The 16,833-nt window shown below is 64.5% G+C and carries 10 protein-coding genes; all 10 read left to right on the plus strand.

The window, feature by feature from the left end; genetic code table 11:
* Positions 1-80: 80 nt before the first annotated feature.
* The 10 genes from AB4Y85_RS08200 to addA all read left to right on the plus strand — a co-directional run bounded on the left by AB4Y85_RS08200 (position 81) and on the right by addA (position 16,802).
* Entirely contained in the window at positions 81-1,931 is a 1,851-nt protein-coding gene (locus AB4Y85_RS08200; protein WP_441984386.1) for a stimulus-sensing domain-containing protein, read from the plus strand.
* Positions 1,928-2,383 (plus strand): HPr kinase/phosphorylase, encoded by a 456-nt coding sequence (locus tag AB4Y85_RS08205; protein ID WP_441984387.1) that lies wholly within the window; start codon positions 1,928-1,930, stop codon positions 2,381-2,383. The genes AB4Y85_RS08200 and AB4Y85_RS08205 overlap by 4 nt, the downstream gene beginning before the upstream one ends.
* Before the next feature lie 88 nt (positions 2,384-2,471).
* Entirely contained in the window at positions 2,472-2,873 is a 402-nt protein-coding gene (locus AB4Y85_RS08210) for a PTS sugar transporter subunit IIA (protein WP_441984388.1), read from the plus strand.
* A gap of 5 nt (positions 2,874-2,878) precedes the next feature.
* A complete protein-coding gene (locus AB4Y85_RS08215) occupies positions 2,879-3,199 on the plus strand; it encodes an HPr family phosphocarrier protein (RefSeq protein WP_441984389.1) in 321 nt (106 codons plus the stop codon).
* 322 nt (positions 3,200-3,521) lie between these two features.
* The gene (gene ahcY / locus AB4Y85_RS08220; RefSeq protein WP_441984390.1) at positions 3,522-4,922 is read left to right on the plus strand and encodes an adenosylhomocysteinase; all 1,401 of its coding nucleotides are present in this window, start codon (positions 3,522-3,524) and stop codon (positions 4,920-4,922) included.
* Positions 4,923-5,278: 356 nt separating this feature from the next.
* Positions 5,279-7,852, plus strand: coding sequence for an ATP-binding protein (locus AB4Y85_RS08225; RefSeq protein ID WP_441984391.1), 2,574 nt, complete (start codon positions 5,279-5,281; stop codon positions 7,850-7,852).
* Positions 7,853-7,881: 29 nt separating this feature from the next.
* Positions 7,882-9,450, plus strand: coding sequence for a tRNA (adenosine(37)-N6)-threonylcarbamoyltransferase complex ATPase subunit type 1 TsaE (gene tsaE, locus AB4Y85_RS08230; RefSeq protein ID WP_441984392.1), 1,569 nt, complete (start codon positions 7,882-7,884; stop codon positions 9,448-9,450).
* 12 nt (positions 9,451-9,462) lie between these two features.
* A complete protein-coding gene (locus AB4Y85_RS08235) occupies positions 9,463-10,197 on the plus strand; it encodes a nucleotidyltransferase family protein (protein ID WP_441984393.1) in 735 nt (244 codons plus the stop codon).
* A gap of 9 nt (positions 10,198-10,206) precedes the next feature.
* Positions 10,207-13,371 (plus strand): double-strand break repair protein AddB, encoded by a 3,165-nt coding sequence (addB, locus tag AB4Y85_RS08240; protein ID WP_441984394.1) that lies wholly within the window; start codon positions 10,207-10,209, stop codon positions 13,369-13,371.
* Positions 13,368-16,802: a double-strand break repair helicase AddA gene (addA, locus tag AB4Y85_RS08245; protein WP_441984395.1), complete on the plus strand. Its 3,435-nt coding sequence runs from the start codon at positions 13,368-13,370 to the stop codon at positions 16,800-16,802. The genes addB and addA overlap by 4 nt, the downstream gene beginning before the upstream one ends.
* Positions 16,803-16,833 lie beyond the last annotated feature (31 nt).

Below are 16,833 nucleotides of genomic sequence, written 5' to 3' on the forward strand. Positions count from 1 at the left end.
GCCTCACGAGGAGCAGGCATAACGGAAAGTGACGGGCATGATCCGCGCCATCGCCGCCGGGTCACGCTTGGATGAGTGGCATGAAGGCTGATCCTATCCACGCCGAGGCAGCGCTCGACGATCCGCCCGCGCCCCGTGGCATCCTGGCGCGGTTGAAGCGGTTCGGCCGCATGCTCGTGCAGCGTGCCTCCTCAAGCCTGACGCGCCGCATCGTCGTGCTCAATCTCGCGGGCCTCGTGGCCCTGCTCGTGGGCTTCCTCTATCTCAATCAGTTCCGCGAGGGCCTGATCGAGGCGCGGGTGCAGAGTCTGCTCACGCAGGGCGAGATCATCGCCGGCGCCATCGCCAGCTCCGCGACGGTCGAGACCAACACCATCACCCTCGATCCCGACCAGCTCCTCCAGATGCAGGCGGGCGAGACGGAGCGCCTCAATGACGAGGGCGCGACATCCCTCGAATTCTCCATCAACCCCGAGCGCGTCGCGCCCCTGCTGCGCCGCCTCGTGACGCCGACCCAGACCCGCGCCCGCATCTTCGATCGCGACGGCCTGCTCCTGCTCGATTCCCGCAATTTCTATTCGCGCGGCGACATCTTGCGGATGGACCTCGATCCCGTAGGCAATGCGGAGGACACTACGAGCTTCATCGAGCGCGCCTGGAATTCGTTCCGCAAGATGTTCCGCCGCACACGTCGCCCCGTGCTGGAGGATCCCGGTCCGCCCAACGGCCGCTCCTTGTCGGAGGTGCAGCAGGCGTTCGCGGGCCAGCAATCGAGCGCGGTGCGCGTGAATACGCGCGGCGAGACCATCGTGTCCGTGGCGGTGCCGGTCCAGCGTTTCCGCGCGGTGCAGGGCGTGCTGCTACTCTCCACGCAGGAAGGCGACATCGACGCTATCATCGCCTCCGAGCGCTTCGCCCTGCTCCAGGTGTTCCTGGTCGCCGCCGTGGTGATGATCGTGCTGTCGCTGTTTCTCGCCGGCGCCATCGCAGGCCCCGTGCGGCGTCTCGCGGAAGCCGCCGAGCGCGTCCGCTGGGGCACGAAATCGCGCCAGGAAATTCCGGATTTCACCAACCGCGCCGACGAGATCGGCCATCTGTCCGGTGCGCTGCGCGACATGACGAAGGCGCTCTACAATCGCATCGACGCCATCGAGAGCTTCGCGGCGGATGTGGCCCATGAACTGAAGAACCCACTGACCTCGCTGCGCAGTGCCGTGGAAACGCTGCCGCTCGCCCGCAGCGAGGATTCGCAGAAGCGGTTGATGTCGATCATCCAGCATGACGTGAAGCGCCTCGACCGCCTCATCAGCGATATTTCGGACGCCTCGCGTCTCGATGCGGAACTCGCCCGCGCCGATGCGGAACCGGTGGACATGGCGCGACTTCTCGAAGCGGTGGTGTCGGTGGCCAACGAGCGCCGCCAGGAACACGATCCGCTGATCGCACTGGAGATCGAGAAACAGGCCCGCGGCCGCGATGCCTTCCTCGTGCTCGGTCATGACAGCCGTCTGGGCCAGGTGTTCAACAACCTCATCGACAACGCCCGCTCTTTCTCCCCGCAGGACGCGACCGTGCGCGTGATGCTCAAGCGCCGCCGGAATGATGTGGAGGTGCTGGTGGAAGACAGCGGGCCCGGCATCGAGCCGGATGCCCTCGACCGGATCTTCGAGCGCTTCTATACCGACCGGCCCGAGCAGGGCTTCGGCCAAAATTCGGGCCTCGGCCTCTCCATCTCCCGCCAGATCATCGAGGCCCATCGCGGCACGATCCGCGCTGAGAACCGACTGGGCGCCGTCGATGAGACTGGCGAGCCGCAACGGCTCGGTGCCCGCTTCATCATCCGGTTGCCCTCCGCCGAAACCCCACGCGGCAAAAAGGAGGCAGGCCGGAAAGAGAGCCTCAAGCTGGAGCGTGGAAAGGTCGAGTCTTGAGCGCGCGGGAGACGATCCATGCCTCCTGTGTCGTGATCGGCGAGGCCGGAATCCTGATCAGGGGCCGTTCCGGCGCCGGCAAATCCACCCTGGCGCGGGAAATCGTGCTCTATGCCATCCAGGCCGGACGTTTCGGGTGCCTCGTCAGCGACGACCGGACCGAGCTTCGGTTAAGGAATGACCGGCTCGTCGGCAGCCCCATCGGACCGCTCGCGGGCCATTTGGAGATCCATGGCCTCGGCATCGTCCGTCAGCCCTACGAGCCCTCGGCCGTGATCCGCCTCGTGATCGACCTCAGCGAGGACCCGCCACGATTCCCCGACGAGCATGACAGCAACATTGTTCTATGCGGCGTCGTGGTGCCTCGCATCCGAATGCGGGCCGGGGCAAGCTTCGCAAGCATAGCTCTCGGGCAATTGAGTGGTGTTTGCGACACGGTTGAGACACTGTGATGAACTTTTCGTCTCATTGCTCTTGCGCTTGGCTTCGCGCTGCACAAAATAGCCGCTCCGCTCTCGGAGCGTTCGGACCTGGAACATTATGATTGGAATGGTGCTCGTCACCCACGGGCAGCTCGCGACGGAATTCAGAGCCGCGCTTGAGCATGTGGTGGGACCCCAAGAGCAACTGGAAACGATCACGATCGGCCCCGACGACGACATGGAAACACGGCGTAAGGACATCATGGCTGCCGTGTGCCGAGTCAATTCGGGCCACGGTGTCGTGGTTCTCACCGACATGTTCGGGGGCACGCCCTCGAACCTGGCCCTCTCCTGCATGAACGGCAGCTCCGTCGAGGTGGTCGCCGGCATCAACCTGCCCATGCTCATCAAGCTCGCATCCGTCCGGGACGAGGAGCCCCTGGCGGACGCCGTCTCTCACGCCCAGGAGGCCGGGCGCAAATACATCAACATCGCCTCACGCGTGCTTTCGGGAAAATAAGAGTAATGGATAAGCGTCTCGATCAGGATTGCCCCCCTGCACCTGTTCCGGACGGAGCGGAGGTCCGGGAGCTTCCCATCATCAACCGCCGGGGCCTTCACGCCCGCGCCTCGGCCAAGTTCGTCCAGACCGTCGAGCGCTACAATTCCGATGTCACCGTCACCCGCTGCGGAGAAACCGTAGGGGGCCGCTCCATCATGGGCCTTTTGACCCTCGCCGCCGCCCAGGGCACGACCATCACCGTCACCGCCAAGGGCCAGGACGCCCAGGATTGCCTCCAGGCCATCGACGACCTGCTCGCCAATCGGTTTGGTGAGGACGAGTAAGCGCCTCTTTCAAACTCTCCCTTTGTCATTCCGGGGCGCAGAAGGCGAGCCCGGAACCCATAGCCACGACGCTGCCAGAAAGAGCGCTGTGGCATCTGCTCGCTCATTCTGCATCTGTCGTGGTTATGGGTTTCCACGCCTGCGGCGCGGCCCTTCGGCCAGGCTCTCGTTATCGCTCGCCCTGGAATGACAGATCGGCATGCCTTCCAAAAATCATATAAAGACATCTTTATATGTTGATTGCCTCCTCGGCCGCTCTCTGCTAGAGACAGCGCCAATTCACACCCAATCATCCAAATCCCAAGGGTAGACGGAGGCCAGCATGGCTCAGGACTATATCGTTAAGGACATCGGCCTCGCCGATTTCGGCCGCAAGGAAATCTCGATCGCCGAGACCGAAATGCCGGGCCTGATGGCCATTCGCGAAGAATACGGCCCGAAGCAGCCCCTAAAGGGCGCGCGCATCGCCGGCTCGCTCCACATGACCATCCAGACCGCGGTGCTGATCGAGACGCTTAAAAGCCTCGGCGCCGACATCCGCTGGGTGTCCTGCAACATCTACTCAACCCAAGACCACGCCGCCGCCGCGATTGCCGCGGCCGGCATCCCGGTCTTCGCCTATAAGGGCGAGACTCTGGAAGAGTATTGGGACTACACCGCCAAGCTGTTCGACTGGCACGGCGGCGGCGTGCCGAACATGATCCTCGACGACGGCGGCGATGCTACCATGCTCGTCCACCTTGGCCTGCGCGCCGAGCAGGGCGATGTGGCCTTCCTCGACAAGCCGGGGGCTGAGGAAGAGGAAGTTCTCTTCGCGCTCATCAGGCGCCTCCTCAAGGAAAAGCCGAAGGGCTGGTTCGCGGAGGTCGCCCAAGCCATCAAGGGCGTGTCGGAAGAGACCACCACGGGCGTTCACCGCCTCTACATCATGGCCAAGGAAGGCAAGCTGCTCTTCCCGGCCATCAACGTGAACGACTCGGTCACCAAGTCGAAGTTCGACAACCTCTATGGCTGCCGCGAGTCGCTCGTGGACGGCATCCGTCGCGGCACGGACGTGATGATGGCCGGCAAGGTCGCCATGGTCGCCGGCTTCGGCGACGTGGGTAAGGGCTCGGCCGCCTCATTGCGCCAGGCCGGCTGCCGCGTGCTGGTGTCGGAAGTCGATCCGATCTGCGCGCTCCAGGCCGCCATGGAAGGCTATGAGGTCACCACGATGGAGGACGCCGCTCCCCGCGCCGACATCTTCGTCACCGCCACCGGCAACAAGGACGTGATCACCCTCGATCACATGCGGGCCATGAAGGACCGCGCCATCGTCTGCAACATCGGCCACTTCGACAACGAGATCCAGGTCGCGGGCCTCAAGAACCTCAAGTGGAACAACATCAAGCCGCAGGTGGACGAGATCACCTTCGCGGATGGCCACCGCATCATCCTGCTCTCGGAAGGCCGCCTCGTGAACCTCGGCAACGCCATGGGTCACCCGTCCTTCGTGATGTCGGCCTCGTTCGCGAACCAGACGCTCGCCCAGATCGAGCTCTGGAACAACGCCGGCAAGTACGAGAAGAATGTCTACACCCTGCCGAAGCACCTCGACGAGAAGGTCGCCTCGCTGCACCTGGAAAAGATCGGCGTGAAGCTCACCAAGCTTCGTCCCGACCAGGCCTCGTACATTGGCGTGAAGGATACCGGCCCGTTCAAGCCGGATCACTACCGCTACTAAGACCTAAAGGTCTGCTAACTCTAGGAAAAGCCCGGCTTCGGTCGGGCTTTTTCATGTCCGGAAGCCTCGAATCGCTAAGCTTCCGTTGCGGCATGCGTGTGTCGCAAATGCAATACGTTTCCACCAATTGCGCACAGGTTCTCCAAAGGAAGATTAAGCTGGCCTTAACCCTCTTCCTGGCGGAGTCAGGGGTGGTCTAGAGTGAACGCGAATCGACCGGCTGCACCGCGTCCTGGATAGCCTGCCGGCAGTTCCGTTCATGCGTTTAAGCAGGATCACCTCTGTGGCGTCTCGAAAGACCTGCGGAGTGGAAATAATTTGGCCCGTTCCTCGGGCGTGGGCAAGGGAAGGACCGCATGGCTGGGCACTCGAAGCATAGGGATGAAGGCGGAAGTGCAACGCGCGCTCCTACCCGCCTGCCCCGGCTTCGCACGCCCCTGACCCTGTCGCTGTTCACCGGCGCATCCGCTCCGGCCTTAGCCGCCGAGGGCGAGTTCCCGCTTCTCGACAGCGCCTCGGACCTTCTCGACTTCCTCACCTCCTTCGACCTTCATAACGCAGTCTATTTCGGCCTGTTCATGGGGTTGGTCGCCTTCTCGACCACCACTTCCCTGTTGCTGATGGGTGAACGGCGCCGCGCCTCCCGTGTCGAACGGACGCTTCGCAACGAACTCGCCACCCTACGCGGCTCGGACGATCTCGCGACGCTCCTTATGGGCTCGGAGCGTCAACTCCTCGTGAGCTGGCACGGGCGGGACGGCGAGGCGCGCTTCCAGGGCGATCCCACCATTCTCGGCGAAGGCGCTGCCGCCAAACGCGCGCTCGCCTTCGGCACCTGGCTCCAGCCGGGCGATGCGGCGGCGGTGGAAGCCGCCCTCGAGAACCTGAAGCAGCGCGGCGAGGCCTTCCGGCTCGTCGGGCAGACCCTCTTCAACAGCTTCATCGACGTGGAAGGACGCACCATCGGCGGACGCGCCATCCTGCGCCTGCGCGACGTGACCGGCGACCGCGCCGAATTGCTGAAGATGCGCACCGACCTCGCCACCGCGCGAAGCGACCTGCGCGCCATGACCATGCTGCTCGACGATGTGGCCTATCCGCTCTGGATCCGCGCCACCGACGACACGCTGCTCTGGGCGAACCAGGCCTATCTGCGTTCCGTCGAGGCGAAGGATCTCGACGATGCGATCAACCGCTCCCTCGAACTCCTCGGCCAGCCCACGCGCGAGGAATCGCGCCGTCAACGCAAGGACGGCACGACCTATTCCGCGCGCGTCACAGCGGTCGTTGCGGGCCAGCGCGCCGTGCTCGACGTGATCGAGCGTCCAACGTCGGGCGGCAGCGCGGGCATCGCGGTCGATGTGTCTGAACTTGAAGCGGTGCGCACCGACCTGCAGCGGCAGATGGATGCGCATGTGCGCACCCTCGATCAATTGCCCACAGCCGTCGCGATCTTCGATGCAGGGCAGAAGCTCATCTTCAGCAATGCCGCTTATCAGCGCCTGTGGGGGCTCGACGGCGCCTTCATCGCCTCACGCCCGACGGACAGCGAAGTGCTCGACCGTCTGCGCGCCGCGCGCAAATTGCCCGAGCAGGCGGATTTCCGCGCGTGGAAAGCAGATTTTCTCACCGGCTATCGCTCCGTCGAGCAGCAGGAAACCTGGTGGCATCTGCCCGACCGCCGCACCTTGCGCGTGGTTATCAATCCCAATCCGCAAGGCGGCGTGACCTATCTGTTCGACGACGTGAGCGAGCGCTTCGAACTCGCCTCGCAGGTCAATTCTCTCACGCAGGTGCAGGGCGAAACACTCGACACGCTGAAGGAAGGCGTGGCGGTGTTCGGCTCCGATGGACGCCTCAAGCTGCACAACCGCGCCTTCGTGGAAATGTGGAATCTGCCGCCGGACATTCCGGCCGGGCATCCGCATATCGACATCATCATCAAGTCCTGCCGCCTGCTCGCGCCGCAGGAGGAGCCGTGGGTGGACATTCGCGGCGCGGTGGCGGGCCTCGCCGACATGCGCATGGGCCTGTCCTGCCGCATCGAGCGGCGCGACGGCTCGGCGCTCGACTGCACCGCGCAGCCTCTGCCCGATGGGGCGACGCTTCTCAGCTTCACCGACGTGACCGCGAGCGTGAACGTGGAGCGCGCACTCACCGAGCGCAACGATGCGCTGGAACGCGCCTCGCGGCTGCGCGACGAGTTCGTGCATCATGTGTCCTACGAACTGCGCTCCCCGCTCACCAACATCATCGGCTTCGCGCATCTTCTCGATGACGGCACTGCGGGCGAACTCAATCCGCGCCAGAAGGAATATACCGATCACATCGAGCGCTCGTCGAAGGCGCTTTTGGCGATGCTCAACGACATTCTCGATCTCGCCTCGATCGACACAGGTTCGCTGGAGCTGACGCCGGAGATCGTCGATATCCGCTCCACCATCGATGCCGCCATGCGCGGGCTGGAGGATCGCCTCGCGGAATCCGCGCTTCATCTCCACATCGACACGCCGGACGACATCGGCACCTTCGTCGCCGACGGCAAGCGCGTGCGACAGATCCTGTTCAACCTTCTCTCCAACGCGGTGGGCTTCTCCATGCCCGGCCAGACCATCCGGGTCTCGGCGCGCAAGCGTGGCGGCGAGGTGATCTTCGAGGTGAGGGACCAGGGGCGCGGCATTCCGCCCGAGGTCAAGGCGCGCATCTTCGAGCGTTTCGAAAGCCACACACTGGGCACCCGCCACCGGGGTGTGGGCCTTGGCCTCTCCATCGTGCGCTCTTTCGTGGAACTTCATGGCGGGCGCATCGAGCTTGCCTCCGCGCCCGGTCAGGGCACCATCGTCACCTGCACATTCCCGAACGAGCGGCAGGAATCGCCCTCCGATGGCCGAACGGGACAATCTGCGCTAACTCCCATCGCGGCGGAGTGACGTAAGCGATGGTGAATGGATTGGCCCTCATGTCCGAGCACGATATTTCCCAGGCCGCGTGGATCGTCACGCTGCCCGACCACGCTGCAACAGAAGATTTCGCGCGGGTTCTCTCCGAGGAGCTGAAGCCTGGCGATCTCGTCACCCTGTCCGGCGGACTTGGCGCGGGCAAGACAACGCTGGCGCGCGCCCTCGTGCGGATTCTGGCGGGCGATCCGGAGCTGGAAGTCCCAAGCCCTACCTTCACGCTGATGCAGGTCTATGACGGCTCGCTCTTCCCCGTCGTGCATGCCGATTTCTACCGCCTGTCCGGCGGCTATGAGCTGGTGGAGCTGGGTTGGGAAGAGATGACGGACAACGCCGTCGCCCTCGTGGAATGGCCCGAGCGCGCCGACGATGCGTTGAAGTCCGAGCGCCTCGACATCCATCTCGATTTCGCACCGGGCGGCGGAGCCAAGGGCCGTGTCGCCATGCTCACCGGCACCGGCAGCTTCGCCTCGCGCCTCCAGCGCCTCAAGGCTTTCCGCAATCTCGTCGAGCGTTGCGGCTGGACGGATGCTGTGCGCATGCCCATGCAGGGCGATGCCTCCGTGATCCGATCCTACGAGCGGCTCGTGAAGCCCAATGGCGAAACCGCCCTGCTGATGATCTCGCCGCCGCGCCCTGTCGGCCCACCCGTTCGTCGCGGCAAGCCCTACACGACCATCGCGAAGCTCGCGGAAACGGTCCATGCCTTCGTTGCCATGGACAAGGGCCTGCGGGCGCTGGGCTTCAGCGCGCCCTACATCTATTGCGAGGACTTGGACACTGGCCTTCTGCTCATTGAAGACCTCGGCTCCGAGCCTGTAGTGGACGAGAACGGGCCAATCCCCGAGCGCTATGCGGAAGCTACGCGCCTTCTCGTGCAATTGCACAGCACCGAACTGCCGCAGGTTCTTCCCGTCAGCGACGGCATCGAGCACTCGCTGCCGCCTTACGATCTCGAAGCACTTCTGATCGAGGTGGAGCTGCTGGCCGATTGGTACGTGCCGCACATCATCGGCTCGCAGCTATCCGGATCCGCGCGGGCGGAATTCGTCAATCTCTGGACGGAGACGCTGGGCGAAATTCTGTCCGCTCCCGCCACCTGGACCCTGCGCGATTTCCATTCGCCCAACCTGATCTGGCTGCCTGAGCGCGAAGGCCTGCAGCGCGTCGGCCTCATCGACTTTCAGGATGCAACGCTGGGCTCGCCCGCTTACGACGTCGCCTCGCTCCTGCAGGATGCGCGCGTGACCGTGCCCGCCGATCTCGAACTGAAACTCATTGGCCTCTATGCCCGCGAGCGTAAAAGCGCGGACCCGGCATTCGACGTGTCCGGCTTCGCGCGGGCCTATGCGATCATGGCGGCGCAGCGCGCCACCAAGATCCTCGGCATTTTCGCGCGCCTCGACCGCCGCGATGGCAAGCCGCATTACCTGCAGCACCTGCCCAGGATAGAGGCCTATCTCACCCGCAATCTCGCGCATCCGGCCCTGGCCAAGCTTAAAGTCTGGTATGAGACCTATCTGCCCAGGCTCATTCCGCTGGCCGACGATGATGCGCCTCCCTCGTCTTGAGCCGGAGCGCTCGTGTCCCAGTCCCCTCAGTGCAAGCCCACCAAAGCCATCGTTCTCGCAGCGGGCCTCGGCAAGCGCATGCTGCCGATCACGGCGACCATGCCGAAACCCCTCGTGAAGGTCGCAGGGCAGAGCCTGATCGACTTCGCGCTCGACAAGCTGCACGAGGCCGGCATGGAAACGGTGGTGGTGAACGTGCACCATTTCGCCGACATGCTGGAAACGCATCTGCGCGCCCGCGAATTCCCGCGCATCGTGATTTCCGACGAGCGCGATGAGCTGCTCGAAACAGGCGGCGGCGTGAAGAAAGCTTTGCCGTTGCTGGGACAAGATCCCTTCGTCACCTTCAATTCCGATTCCATGTGGATCGAAGGCCCGAACCCGAATCTCAAGCGCCTCGTGGACGCCTGGGACGGGGAGCGCATGGACATTCTGATGCTCGTCGCCCCGTTATCCACAAGTGTTGGATATGAGGGCCGCGGCGATTTTCACCGCGATTCTGACGGTCGCTTGCGCCGGCGCGGAAGCGACGACAAGTCCAATTTCGTCTACGCAGGCGTGGCGATCGTGAAGCCGGAACTCGTGCCCGGCACGCCGAACGGCGCCTTCTCGGCCAATGCCTTTTACGACCGCGCCATCGCGAGCGGCCGCCTCTACGGGTTGCCTCTCGATGGGCAATGGCTGCATGTTGGAGAGCCTCACACCATTGCCGAGGCAGAAAAGTGCCTTGCCGCCAACCAGCGATGAGGTTTTGTTGTGCCGAGCGAGTTGCCGCGCGTCTTTACGATCCCGCCGGGTTGCGCCTTTCTGCCGACCCTTGTGGACGCGCTGTTTGAGGGCCGCCTTGTCGGCCCGCTCTCCGATGGCCCCGCCTCCCTTGCCGACATCACCATCTACGTACCCACACGCCGCGCCACGCGTGCGCTGATCGCGCTTCTCGCCGAGCGCGGAGGCGGACGCGCGCAGCTTCTGCCGCGCATCGTCCCTTTGGGCGAAACCGATGAGGCGGAATTCGAGCTGACCGGATTGGAGGGCACGCCGTTCGCGGAAACCGCCAGCCTGAAGCCGCCGATCCCGCCGCTGGAGCGCCGCCTGATCCTCACGCGCCTCGTGCAGCGCTGGTCGGCGGAAGTGGACCGCGCGTTGTTACAGCTCGGCCCCGACATTCCCTTCATGGTGCCCGCTTCTCCGGCGGATGCGGTGAACCTTGCAGGCGATCTCGAGACCCTGATGGATGCCTTCACCACGGAAGGTATCGACTGGCACGCGCTCGAACTCGCGGTGGATGCGGATTACTCGACCTATTTCGAGATCACCCGCCACTTCGTACAGATCGCCAGCGAGAACTGGCCGAAGATTCTGGGCGACCGTCAGGCGAGCGATCCCGCGCAGCGGCGCACCGCCTTGATCGAGGCGGAGGCGCGACGCCTTTCGCGCGAACGGCCAGACAATCCCATCATCGTCGCGGGCTCCACCGGCTCGGTGCCCGCAACCGCGCATCTGATGGCAACCATCGCACAGCTGCCGAGAGGCGCTATCGTGCTGCCCGGCCTCGACACCGATCTCGACGAGGAAAGCTGGAACACCATCGGCGGCATGGGCGATGACGACAATGACCCCGTGCACAGCCATCCGCAGGCGGCTCTGCGCCGCCTCCTGGATAGGAACCTGCGCATTCCGCGCTCCGAGATTCCCACTCTCGGCGAAGTGCCGGAGCAGGCGAAGGACCGCAATCGCCTGCTCTCGGAAGCTCTTCGCCCCGCTGACACCACGGACCGCTGGGCTCTGTTTCAGTCCGAAGACCGTGTGGCGCTCGGCAAAAGCGGCTGCGAAGGCCTGACAGTCATCGAAGCCATGGACGAGCGCGAAGAAGCCTTGGCCATCGCCATTGCATTGCGCGAAACGCTTAGCCAGACGCGCAAGACAGCGGCTCTTGTCACGCCCGACCGTGCGCTCGCCACGCGCGTAACTGCGGAACTCGGGCGCTGGGGCTTAAGCGTCGAGGATTCCGCCGGCATTCCTCTGTCCGACACGCCCGCCGGACGTCTCGCGCGTTTGGCGGCGGAAGCGGCCTCCGACGACTTGAGCCCCGTGCGGCTGCTCTCCGTTCTCGCGCATCCGCTGGTACGTCTGGGATATTCCCGTGAGCAGATCGAGCAAGCAGCAAGCGTGCTGGAGATCGGCGTGCTGCGCGGCCCCGCACCCGCGAAAGGCATTGAGGGCCAGCGCGCCGCGCTCGCCACCCGACGCACGGAAAAGGACCACCGCACGCCGCGTCCGCGAGCGCGGCTAACGGAGGCGGATTGGGACCTCGCAGACGAATTGCTTCAGCGTCTCGGTCTCGCTTTCCAAAGCTTTACGCCTGCCTATCACGGCGAGGGTAAGCTCGATCTGATGGCGCTCGTCGCGCACCATCGAGTCGCCGTCGAATGGCTCTGCGCGCCGCCCGATGGGGAAGAGGCCGAGGACGAGCCTTCCCGTGAGCCGCTCGCCGCGCTCTTCGACGATCTGGAGAATTCCGACATTCGCGCGGAGGAAGGCCATCCGTTGGAAGGCCGCCTCGTCGATTATCCGGCTTTCTTCACCGCGCTCGCCAAGCAGCAGACTTTAAGCCCCTCGCCGCGCACCACTCATCGCCGCCTGAAGATCCTCGGCCTTCTGGAAGCGCGCCTTCTGTCGGTGGATCGCGTGGTGTTGGGCGGATTGGACGAAGGCACTTGGCCGCCGCGCACGGTGACAGATGCATTCCTCAACCGGCCCATGCGCGCCCGCGTCGGCCTGATGCCGCCTGAGCGGCGCATCGGCCAGACCGCGCACGATTTCGTGCAGGCGCTCGGCACGCACGATGTGGTGATCACCCGCGCGCACAAGCGCGACGGCTCGCCCATGGTGCCCTCGCGTTTCCTGCAGCGCCTCAAGGCTTTTACGGGCAAGGAGGTGTGGGAGCGCATGACACGATCCGGCGAATATTACCGCCGCCTTGCGCGTACCTTGGATACACCGGAGCCCGCGCCTGCTCTGCCGCGTCCGCGCCCAAAGCCCGATCCGGTCCTGTTCCCACGCTCGCTCAGCGTCACCGAAGTCGAGACGCTGGTGCGCGACCCTTATTCCATCTTCGCGCGCCATATTCTCAAGCTCGATGCGCTCGACGAGATCGCTGTCGCGCCCAGCGCGGCCGAGCGCGGCACGATCATCCACGACATCATCGGCACCTTCAGCGAGCGCTATCCGAAAGCGCTGCCGGATAACGCGCAGGAGATCCTGCTCGGCCTCGGCACCGAAGCCTTCTTCAAGATCGAGCAGGCTTACCCTGAGCTTTATGCGGAATGGTGGCCGCGCTTCGAACGGCTCGCCGCGCAATTCGTGGTGTGGGAGCAGACGCGCCGCCCCGATCTCGTGGAGGTTCATGCCGAGCGCTCGGGCCGCCTGGCGATCCCACTGCCCGACGGCTCAATCTTCAATCTTCGCGCCCGCGCCGACCGGATCGAGCAGCGTCGCGACGGCGGATTCACCATCGTCGATTTCAAGACCGGCCAGCCCCCGGGCGTGCGCGAGGTCTATGCCGGCTTCTCGCCGCAGCTGACGCTGGAAGCGGTGATGCTGATGAAGGGCGCGTTCAAGGGCCTGCCCATGGCGAAGGAGACGCCCGATCTCCTCTATGTCCACACCACCGGCGGACGCGAGCCGATCAAGCCACGCGATATCAAGCCGGGGCGCGACGAGGAACGCACGGTGCCTGAGATCGTGGAGGAGCATCGCCGCCGGTTCGAGGGCATGATCGCGCGGTTCGTGAAGGGCGAAGCAGCTTACGTCTCGCGCCCCTTCCCGAAATATGCGCGGCGCTTTTCCGAATACGATCATCTGGCGCGCGTGAAGGAATGGTCGCTGGCGAGCGCCGGCGGTGGTGAGGGCGGCGAATGAGCAACGATCTCGTCATTCCCGATTACACCAAGCAGGCCCAGCGCCGCGCCGCGAACCCGCGCGCCTCCGCCTGGGTGTCCGCCAATGCGGGCGCGGGCAAGACCAAGGTGCTTACCGACCGCGTGGTGCGCCTGCTGCTGGCGGGCTCCCTGCCCGGACGCATTCTCTGCCTCACCTTCACCAAGGCCGCCGCCGCCAACATGGCGATCCGCGTGTTCGAGCGCTTGGGGAAATGGGTGACGATGGACGAGGACAGCCTCGTCACAGAACTCACGGAACTCGAAGGCGAGCGGCCCACACGTCAACAGATCAAGCTCGCCCGCACGCTCTTCGCCCGCGCGGTGGAAACGCCGGGCGGCTTGAAGATCGACACCATCCACGCCTTCTGCGAGCGCCTGCTGCATCTCGTGCCCTTCGAGGCCAACGTGCCCGCGCGCTTTGCGGTGCTGGACGAGAGCCAGACCGACGAGATGCTGGCGCAGGCGATCAAGAACGTGCTGGCCGATGCCTCGAACGGCGGTGCTTCGGAGTTGAAGGCCGCGCTCGACATCATCAGCATCGATGCGGTGGGCGACGCGCTGACCACTGCGCTCAATGCCGCGCTTCGCTGCAAGGATTTTTTGCACGACGCGAGCGGCCCCGCGCGCCTTCGCATGGAACTGGGGTTGAAGCCTGACGAGACACTTGCGGGCATCGAACGGGCGATGCTGGAAGACGGCCTGAAGCCGGAGAGCTGGCCTGCCATCGCGCAGGAACTTCTGACAGGCAAAGCGACCGACCAGAAGCGAGCCGCTTCTCTCATCGCCGCCGCTGAAGCGAGCGAGCCTTCCGCCAAGCTCGAACACTACCTTTCAGTATTCCTCACAGACACCGGAACACCTCGCAAGGGATCTGCCTTCCTGACGAAGGACATCGACGAGGGCTTGAAGGATAAGATCCTCGATGAGCAGAGCAGAATCTGGAACCTCATAGACAAGCAGAAGGCAGCGCGTGCCGTGGAGCGCACGCAGGCGCTGTTTCTGCTCGCGGCGGAAATTCACACCCGAGTTGAAAAACGCAAGATGCAGCTCGGCGCGCTCGACTTCCAGGATCTCATCGACAAGACCTTGGCGCTGCTCTCGCGCGGCGATACATCGTGGGTGCTCTACAAGCTCGACCGCGGCATCGACCATGTACTGATCGACGAGGCGCAGGATACGAACCCGCAGCAATGGGAGATCCTGCGCCGCATCACCGAGGATTTCACCGCCGGCGAAGGCGCGGGCGGAAAGCGCATCCGTACGCTGTTCGCGGTGGGCGATCCCAAGCAATCGATCTACGGCTTTCAGGGCGCAGCACCGCAGGAATTCGAGACTACCCGCCGCAGCTGGTCGCAGAAGGTTAGGGCGGCGGAACTGCATTTCGAGGATGTGTCGCTCACCATGTCCTTCCGCTCCGGCAAAGCCGTGCTCTCAGCGGTGGATGCTACGTTTGCGGTCGACCGAAACTTCAAGGGTCTCTCCTTCGAGGACAAGGCTGTCGGTACCGTGCATGAGAGCGCGCGTCCGCATGCGCCCGGCCTCGTGGAATTGTGGCCGACGGAAAAGCCCGCTGACGAGGAGGAACCCGAGGCCTGGGTTCTGCCCGTGGACGAGCCCGAACAGCAATCACCGCCCGTCGTCGTGGCACGCCGCATCGCGCAGGCCGTGAAATGCTGGACCACCAAGGGCGACGACATGGGCCGCGTGTGGAGCGCGGGCGATGTACTCGTGCTTGTGCGCAAGCGTGGTGCTGCCTTCGAGGCGGTGATCCGCGCGCTCAAGGAGGCGGGCGTGCCGGTCGCGGGCGCGGACCGTCTCAATATCGGTGAGCATATCGCCGTGCTCGATCTCGTGGCTGCAGGCCGCGCGGCTTTGCTGCCGGATGACGACCTGATCCTTGCCACCGCGCTGAAATCGCCCCTCGTCGGTCTTAACGACGACGACCTGACCCGCATTGCATCAAGCCGCGCGGACGATGAATCGCTGCACGCGGCGCTCCAGCGTCATGCCGAAGATGGTGATGCGAAAGCGAAAGCCGGATGCGAAGCGCTGAACGCCTGGCGTGAACTCGCGGACCAGCACGGCCCCTTCGGCTTCTTCGCCACCCTGCTCGGCCCACGCGGCGGACGCTCGCAGCTTGTGGCGCGTCTCGGCAGCGAGGCGGGCGATGCCATCGATTCCTTCCTGTGCTTCGCGCATCAATCGGAAATGACGGAGACGCCGTCGCTCACCATCTTCCTCAACCGGTTCGAATCCGCATCCCATACCATCAAGCGTGATCTCGACTCGGTGAACAATGAAGTGCGCGTGATGACCGTGCACGGCGCGAAGGGCCTCGAGGCGCCCATCGTCATTCTCATCGACGGCTGCGATGTGCTGGGCCGCGACCCCGCCATCCTGCAGCTGCGCACGAAGATGGGCGACACCGTTCCCGTGTGGTCACCCGGCAAGAATTCCGATTCCAGCGTGATGGCGGAAGCCCGCGAGAACCTGCATGCGAAGGGCCATGAGGAGCATAACCGGCTGCTCTATGTCGCCATGACCCGTGCCAAGGACCGGCTGGTGATCGCGCCCTATCTCACAGGCAGCAAGGATTCACCGCAGGAAGCCTGGTGCGAGATGATCCGCCATGGCCTTGTCGCGAAGGCAGGCGGCCTCGAACTCGATGAGGCGCCCTACGGCCCCATCGAAATCTGGCGCGAGGGCTCGCCGCTCGCGCGCACTTTGGTCGCCGAATCGGATGTGGCGCCGCTGGAGCCGCTCGCGGTGCCCGACTGGCTGACTGCCCCCGCAGGTCCCGAACCCGAGCCCCTGCCCCCGATCCGCCCCTCCAGCGCCCTTGGCGCGGCGGAGCGCATGACGCGTCCGGGCGACGGCCCGTATGCGCCGGAAGCCCGCCTGCGCGGCACGCTGGTGCATGCCCTGCTGGAGCGTCTGCCCGCCTTAGGCGCGGAGCATCGGGAGAGCATGGCCCGCGCCTATGTTCGCGCCCGCGCCCCGCGCCTTCCATCCGAGCTTCGCGAATCGGTGATCGCCAATGCGGTCGGCGTTCTTGACCATAGCGATCTCAGAGCGCTGTTTGGGCCAGGTTCCCGCGCAGAGGCGCCCATTGCGGGCAAGGTTCTCACTTCCGGTGGAGACCTCATGGTCTCCGGCCAGATCGACCGCCTGGCTGTCTTGGAAGACGAAGTTCTGGTAGCCGATTTCAAGACGACGGCGCGTGCTCCTAAGGCAGGCCAGCCGCCGCCTCAATCTTATGTGGCGCAGCTTGCCCTCTACAGGATGCTGCTGTCCGAGATTTATCCCGACAAGCGCATCCGTACCTTCTTGGTCTGGACCTCGGGGCCGGTGATCCATGAGCTCATGGAACCGGAGCTCGAATCGGCTCTTACCCTCATCAAAGCCGCGTGATGTAAAATTGCCCTTGCTTGATTCTCAGAAT

The sequence above is a fragment of the Microvirga sp. 2YAF29 genome, from assembly GCF_052114605.1.
Lineage (GTDB): Bacteria > Pseudomonadota > Alphaproteobacteria > Rhizobiales > Beijerinckiaceae > Microvirga.

Bases quoted from the DNA above. Each gene is read 5' to 3' on its own strand.
- AB4Y85_RS08200 (WP_441984386.1), top strand. From the start codon at position 81: ATGAAGGCTGATCCTATCCACGCCGAGGCAGCGCTCGACGATCCGCCC.
- AB4Y85_RS08210 (WP_441984388.1), top strand. From the start codon at position 2,472: ATGATTGGAATGGTGCTCGTCACCCACGGGCAGCTCGCGACGGAATTC.
- AB4Y85_RS08215 (WP_441984389.1), top strand. From the start codon at position 2,879: ATGGATAAGCGTCTCGATCAGGATTGCCCCCCTGCACCTGTTCCGGAC.
- ahcY (WP_441984390.1), top strand. From the start codon at position 3,522: ATGGCTCAGGACTATATCGTTAAGGACATCGGCCTCGCCGATTTCGGC.
- AB4Y85_RS08225 (WP_441984391.1), top strand. From the start codon at position 5,279: ATGGCTGGGCACTCGAAGCATAGGGATGAAGGCGGAAGTGCAACGCGC.
- tsaE (WP_441984392.1), top strand. From the start codon at position 7,882: ATGTCCGAGCACGATATTTCCCAGGCCGCGTGGATCGTCACGCTGCCC.
- addA (WP_441984395.1), top strand. From the start codon at position 13,368: ATGAGCAACGATCTCGTCATTCCCGATTACACCAAGCAGGCCCAGCGC.